At 74.9% G+C, this 4,735-nt stretch carries 5 protein-coding genes; 4 read left to right on the top strand and 1 reads right to left on the bottom strand.

Annotation, left to right across the window (positions count from 1 at the left end; genetic code table 11):
* Positions 1-289: 289 nt before the first annotated feature.
* From HGA02_RS10880 to HGA02_RS10870, 3 genes are all read left to right on the top strand, one after another.
* A complete protein-coding gene (locus HGA02_RS10880) occupies positions 290-1,261 on the top strand; it encodes an FKBP-type peptidyl-prolyl cis-trans isomerase (RefSeq protein WP_343035440.1) in 972 nt (323 codons plus the stop codon).
* A 172-nt stretch (positions 1,262-1,433) separates the two neighbouring features.
* Positions 1,434-3,488 (top strand): elongation factor G, encoded by a 2,055-nt coding sequence (locus HGA02_RS10875; protein WP_168679025.1) that lies wholly within the window; start codon positions 1,434-1,436, stop codon positions 3,486-3,488.
* Positions 3,489-3,527: 39 nt separating this feature from the next.
* On the top strand, positions 3,528-4,148 hold the full coding sequence (locus HGA02_RS10870) for an L-threonylcarbamoyladenylate synthase (protein ID WP_168679024.1): 621 nt from the start codon (positions 3,528-3,530) through the stop codon (positions 4,146-4,148).
* 82 nt (positions 4,149-4,230) lie between these two features.
* On the opposite strand, the gene HGA02_RS10865 is transcribed toward HGA02_RS10870, so the two are convergent.
* Positions 4,231-4,449: a hypothetical protein gene (locus tag HGA02_RS10865; RefSeq protein WP_168679023.1), complete on the bottom strand. Its 219-nt coding sequence runs from the start codon at positions 4,447-4,449 to the stop codon at positions 4,231-4,233.
* Positions 4,450-4,583: 134 nt separating this feature from the next.
* On the opposite strand from HGA02_RS10865, the gene HGA02_RS10860 reads away from it, so the two are divergent.
* Positions 4,584-4,735: SLOG cluster 4 domain-containing protein (locus HGA02_RS10860; protein WP_484482048.1), on the top strand; the 152-nt coding region annotated here is incomplete at its 3' end.

Here is a 4,735-nt window from a genome sequence, read left to right as displayed (position 1 = left end):
CGCCGCACCCGCCGTCCCCCTGCTGCGCGACCGCCCGCTCGTCGACGGCCGCCCCGCCGCGTACGTCTGCCGGGGCTTCGTCTGCGACCGGCCCACGACGTCGCCCGACGACCTGGCCGCCGCGCTCGGCACGCACTGACCGTCCCACCCGAGGCGTCGTCGCCGGCGCGCGGACGCGGAGGTGAAGGGATTCGGACGGTCGCCCTCAGCGGACGTCCAGGAAAGTCGCGTACCGTGCCGGGGTCCGCCGCCTGACCCCGGGCGGGACCCGAAACGACGGAGGACCCTCGTGCGTCGCACGACCACCGCTCGCGCCGTCGTCGCCACGGCGACCGCGCTCGTCCTGTCCCTCTCGCTGGCCGCGTGCAGCGGCGACGGCGGCTCCGACGACTCGCCGTCGGCCGACGCGTCGGCGTCCGCGAACGCCGCGGTCGCCGCCGACAAGGCGGCGCTCGCCAAGGTGAAGATCGAGGGCGAGGCCGGCAAGGAGCCGACCGTCACGCTCCCGAGCACGCCGTTCAACGTGACGACGTTCGTCGCGCACCTCGTCGAGGACGGCGACGGCGACGAGCTGAAGGACGGGCAGATCATGTCCATCCAGATGCTCATGCTCAACGGCACCGACGGCTCGACGATGGGCTCGACGTACGACACGGACACCCCGCAGCGCATCAAGGTCGGCCAGACCAGCATCGCGGAGCTCGACGAGGAGCTGAAGGGCGCGCACGTCGGCGCCCGCGTGCTCGTCGCGCTGTCGTCGGGCGAGGACAACACGCAGGTGTACGCGATGGAGGTCGTCGACGCGGTCGACGGCGCCGACCCCGCGAGCCTGCCGACGCGTGCCGAGGGTGCGGCCGTCGCACCGGCCGCGGGCCTGCCGGCCGTCACGCTGGGCGAGGACGGCGCACCGTCGATCGCCCCCGTCGGCGGCGCCGCCCCGACGACGCTCGTCACGCAGCCGCTCATCACGGGCACGGGCAAGACGGTCGAGGAGGGCGACTTCGTCACCGTCAAGTACACGGGCTGGCTGTGGGACGGCACGCAGTTCGACTCCGCGTGGGAGAAGGGCGAGCCGTTCGAGTTCCAGGCGGGCGCGGGCGCGGTCATCCAGGGCTGGGACACGGGCGTGCAGGGCCAGACGGTCGGCAGCCAGGTGCTGCTCGTCGTCCCGCCGGACCAGGGCTACGGCGCCCAGGAGCAGGGCTCGATCCCGGCGAACTCGACGCTCGTCTTCGTGGTCGACATCCTCGACGCGCGCTGACGCACGCCGGACCTGACGGCCCGGGACGCCTCTCCTCGCGAGGGTGCGTCCCGGGCCGTCGCCGTCTCCCCGGGGACGCCTGGGTCCCTGGTCCTGCCGCGCCCGCGCGGGTCTGGCTAGTGTGGTCGCACGTGCCCCCGGGGAACCGCCGGGAGGCGGCCGGGAGACGACGATGGACCAGGCAACGACGCCGAGGATCCGCACGGTGGCCCTGCTGGGCGCCGCCGGCGCGGGCAAGACGACGCTCGTCGAGGAGCTCCTCCACCAGGCCGGGGTGCTGACCCGGCCCGGGCGCGTGGAGGACGGCTCCACGGTGAGCGACCACGAGCCGGAGGAGGTCGCGCGCGGCATCTCCCTGGGGCTGGGCGTCGCGCCGTTCCGATGGCGCGCCCCCGACGGCGACTACGACGTGACGCTGCTCGACACCCCCGGGTCGCCGGACTTCGTGGGCGCGTGCGACGCGGCGGTGTCGGCCGCGGACCTCGCGCTCGTCGTGGTCAGCGCGGTCGACGGCGTGCAGGCGGGCACGCACGCGGCGTGGCGCACGGCGTCGGAGGCAGGCCTCCCGGTGGTCGTCGTCGTGACGAAGGAGGACAAGGCGCGCGCGGACTTCCGGCACGTCGTCGCCGACCTGCGCGCGGCGTTCGGCGACGGGTTCGTGCCGCTCGAGCTGCCGCTGGGCGAGGAGTCCGCGTTCACGGGCGTCGCCGACGTGCTCACCGAGGAGGGCCTCGCGTACGACGCGGAGGGCCACCACCACACCGAGCCGCTGCCGGCCGACGTCGCGGACGAGGAGCACCGCCTGCACGACGAGGTGACGGAGGAGATCGTCGCGCACGACGACGAGCAGCTGGAGCGCTACCTGTCGGGCGACGTACCGAGCGCCGCCGAGCTGGAGCGGACGCTCGCGCACGAGGTCAGGGACCGGGAGGCATTCCCGGTCCTCGTCGTCTCAGGGGTCACCGGGGTCGGCGTGGACCGGCTCGCGGACCTGCTGTGCGAGCTCGCGCCGTCGCCCGCGGACCGCACGTCGCGCGTGCTCGCGGGCGACACGGTCGTCGAGGTCGCGGCCGACCCGGACGGCCCGGTGCTCGTGCACGCGTTCCGCACGCTCGCCGACCCGTTCGTCGGGCAGGTCACGCTGCTGCGCGTGCTGTCGGGGACGTTGCGCCCCGGCGACAAGCTCGTCAACACGACGACCCGCACCGAGGAGCGCATCCCCGGGCTCTTCCGGCTGCGCGGCAAGGAGCACGTGCCGGTCGACGCCGTCCCGGCCGGGCACGTCGCCGCCGTCGCGAAGCTCACGGGCACGCCCTCGGGATCGCTCCTCGCGGACCGCACCGGCCCGGGCGCCGCCATGACGGCCGTCCCGCCGCGCACGCGACCGCCCGTCTACGCGCTCGCGCTCGAGCCCGTCACGCAGTCCGACGACGACCGCCTGTCCGCCGCGCTGACCCGGCTCGTCGCCGAGGACACCACGCTGACGGTCGACCGCAGCACCGACCGGACGATCCTGCGCGGACTCGGCGACACCCACCTCGCCGTCGCCCTGGAGCGCCTGGCGCGCGTCTTCGGGGTGCACGTCCGCACGTCGCCCGTGCCGGTCGGCTACCGCGAGACGATCCGCAAGCCCGTCGAGGCCGAGGGCAAGGTCAAGAAGCAGTCCGGCGGCCACGGGCAGTACGCCGTCGTGCAGCTGCGCGTCTCGCCCGCTCCGCACGGGTCGGGCTTCGAGTTCGTCGACAAGGTCGTCGGCGGCGCGATCCCGCGCGGCTACCTGCCCGCGGTGCAGAAGGGCGTCGTCGAGGCGATGGAGCACGGCGGCCCGCACGGGTACCCCGTCGTCGACCTGCGCGTCGAGGTGTACGACGGCAAGTCGCACTCGGTCGACTCGTCCGACATGGCGTTCCGCACCGCGGCCGCGACGGGCGTCCGCGAGGCGCTCGCCGCCGCCGGGACCGTGGTGCTCGAGCCGATCTGCCACGTCTCGGTCGTCGTGCCCACGACTGCGCAGGGCGACGTCATGAGCGACCTGTCGTCGCGTCGCGGCCGGATCACCGCGACGGCGTCGCTCGACGACGGGACCGTCCGGATCGAGGCGTCCGTGCCCGAGGCCGAGCTCGCCCGGTACGCGCTCGACCTGCGCTCGCTCACGGGTGGCCGCGCCGAGCTCACCATGACCCCCGACCGCTTCGAGGTCTGCCCCGACCACCTCGTTCCCGCCTGACCCGGACGGCCGAGCCGCGACGGCCCTACGCTCGGGCGCATGGCCCGCTACTTCGACGTCCACCCGCACGACCCGCAGCCCCGGGCGCTCGCGCAGGTCGTCGACCTGCTGCGGAACGGCGGCCTGGTCGTCTACCCGACGGACTCCTGCTACGCGCTCGGCTGCCGCGTCGGCGACCAGGAGGGGGCCGAGCGGATCCGCCGCATCCGCCACCTCGACGACCGGCACCACTTCACGCTCGTGTGCGCCGACTTCGCGCAGCTCGGGCAGCTCGTGCACCTCGACAACGCGGCCTTCCGCGCGATCAAGGCGGCGACGCCCGGGCCGTACACGTTCATCCTCAAGGCCACGCCCGAGGTGCCGCGCCGGCTCGCGCACCCGAAGAAGCGGTCCGTCGGCGTGCGCATCCCCGACAACCGCGTCGCGCAGGCCATCGTCCGCGAGCTCGGCGAGCCGCTGCTCTCCTCGACGCTGCTGCTCCCCGGACAGGACGAGCCGCTCACCGAGGGCTGGCAGATCAAGGAGGAGCTCGACCACGTCGTCGACGCCGTCGTGGACGCGGGCGACTGCGGCACCGTCCCGACGACCGTCGTCGACTGGACCGAGGACGCGCCGGAGGTCGTCCGCGTGGGTGCGGGCGACGCGTCGCGCTTCGCCTGAGCGGCTGGCGGCCGACGACGGACGGCGTGCGACGGGCGTTGGCCGTCGGGCGGTCGGCGACGGGGGGCTGACGCCCCTCGGCTCAGTCGGTGACGTCGACGGCCGTGCGCCCCGACCAGACCGCGCCGAACGGCAGGAGCACCCACGGCTGCGACGTCGCCGGGGGCAGCACGCTGTGCAACCACTCCGCGTCGGACGCGTCCGCCGGGGCGCTGCCGGTCCCGGGACACGTCGGGCAGCCGCAGTAGCAGCCGACCCGGCCCGCCGGCTCGTCGGACGAACCCGTGACGGCTCGCTCCATGTCTCGCCTCCTTCGACGTGCCGGAAGGATGCGGGGTGGTCGCGCTGCCAGGAAAGCCTCCCAGGTCACGAACTGGTCCCGATCCGGTCGCGGTGTGGTCCGATGGGGGGACGGGCGGACGTGCGGGAGGTGCGATGAGCGGCGGGCACGTCGGCGTCGTGGGACCGGGCGAGGCGTCGGGCGTCGACCTGGACGTCGCCGAGGAGGTCGGCCGCGGGCTGGCCGCGCGCGGTCACGTCGTGCTGTGCGGCGGGCTCGGCGGCGTCATGGGGGCGGTCGCGCGGGG

This window comes from Cellulomonas septica, assembly GCF_012396155.1.
In the GTDB taxonomy this organism is placed as follows: domain Bacteria; phylum Actinomycetota; class Actinomycetes; order Actinomycetales; family Cellulomonadaceae; genus Cellulomonas; species Cellulomonas septica.
Note: the sequence above shows the minus strand (reverse complement) of the source record. Positions and strands in the feature narration are given on the sequence as shown.

Coding starts and splice junctions, on each gene's coding strand:
- HGA02_RS10865 (WP_168679023.1), bottom strand. CDS start 4,449: ATGGAGCGAGCCGTCACGGGTTCGTCCGACGAGCCGGCGGGCCGGGTC.
- HGA02_RS10870 (WP_168679024.1), top strand. CDS start 3,528: ATGGCCCGCTACTTCGACGTCCACCCGCACGACCCGCAGCCCCGGGCG.
- HGA02_RS10875 (WP_168679025.1), top strand. CDS start 1,434: ATGGACCAGGCAACGACGCCGAGGATCCGCACGGTGGCCCTGCTGGGC.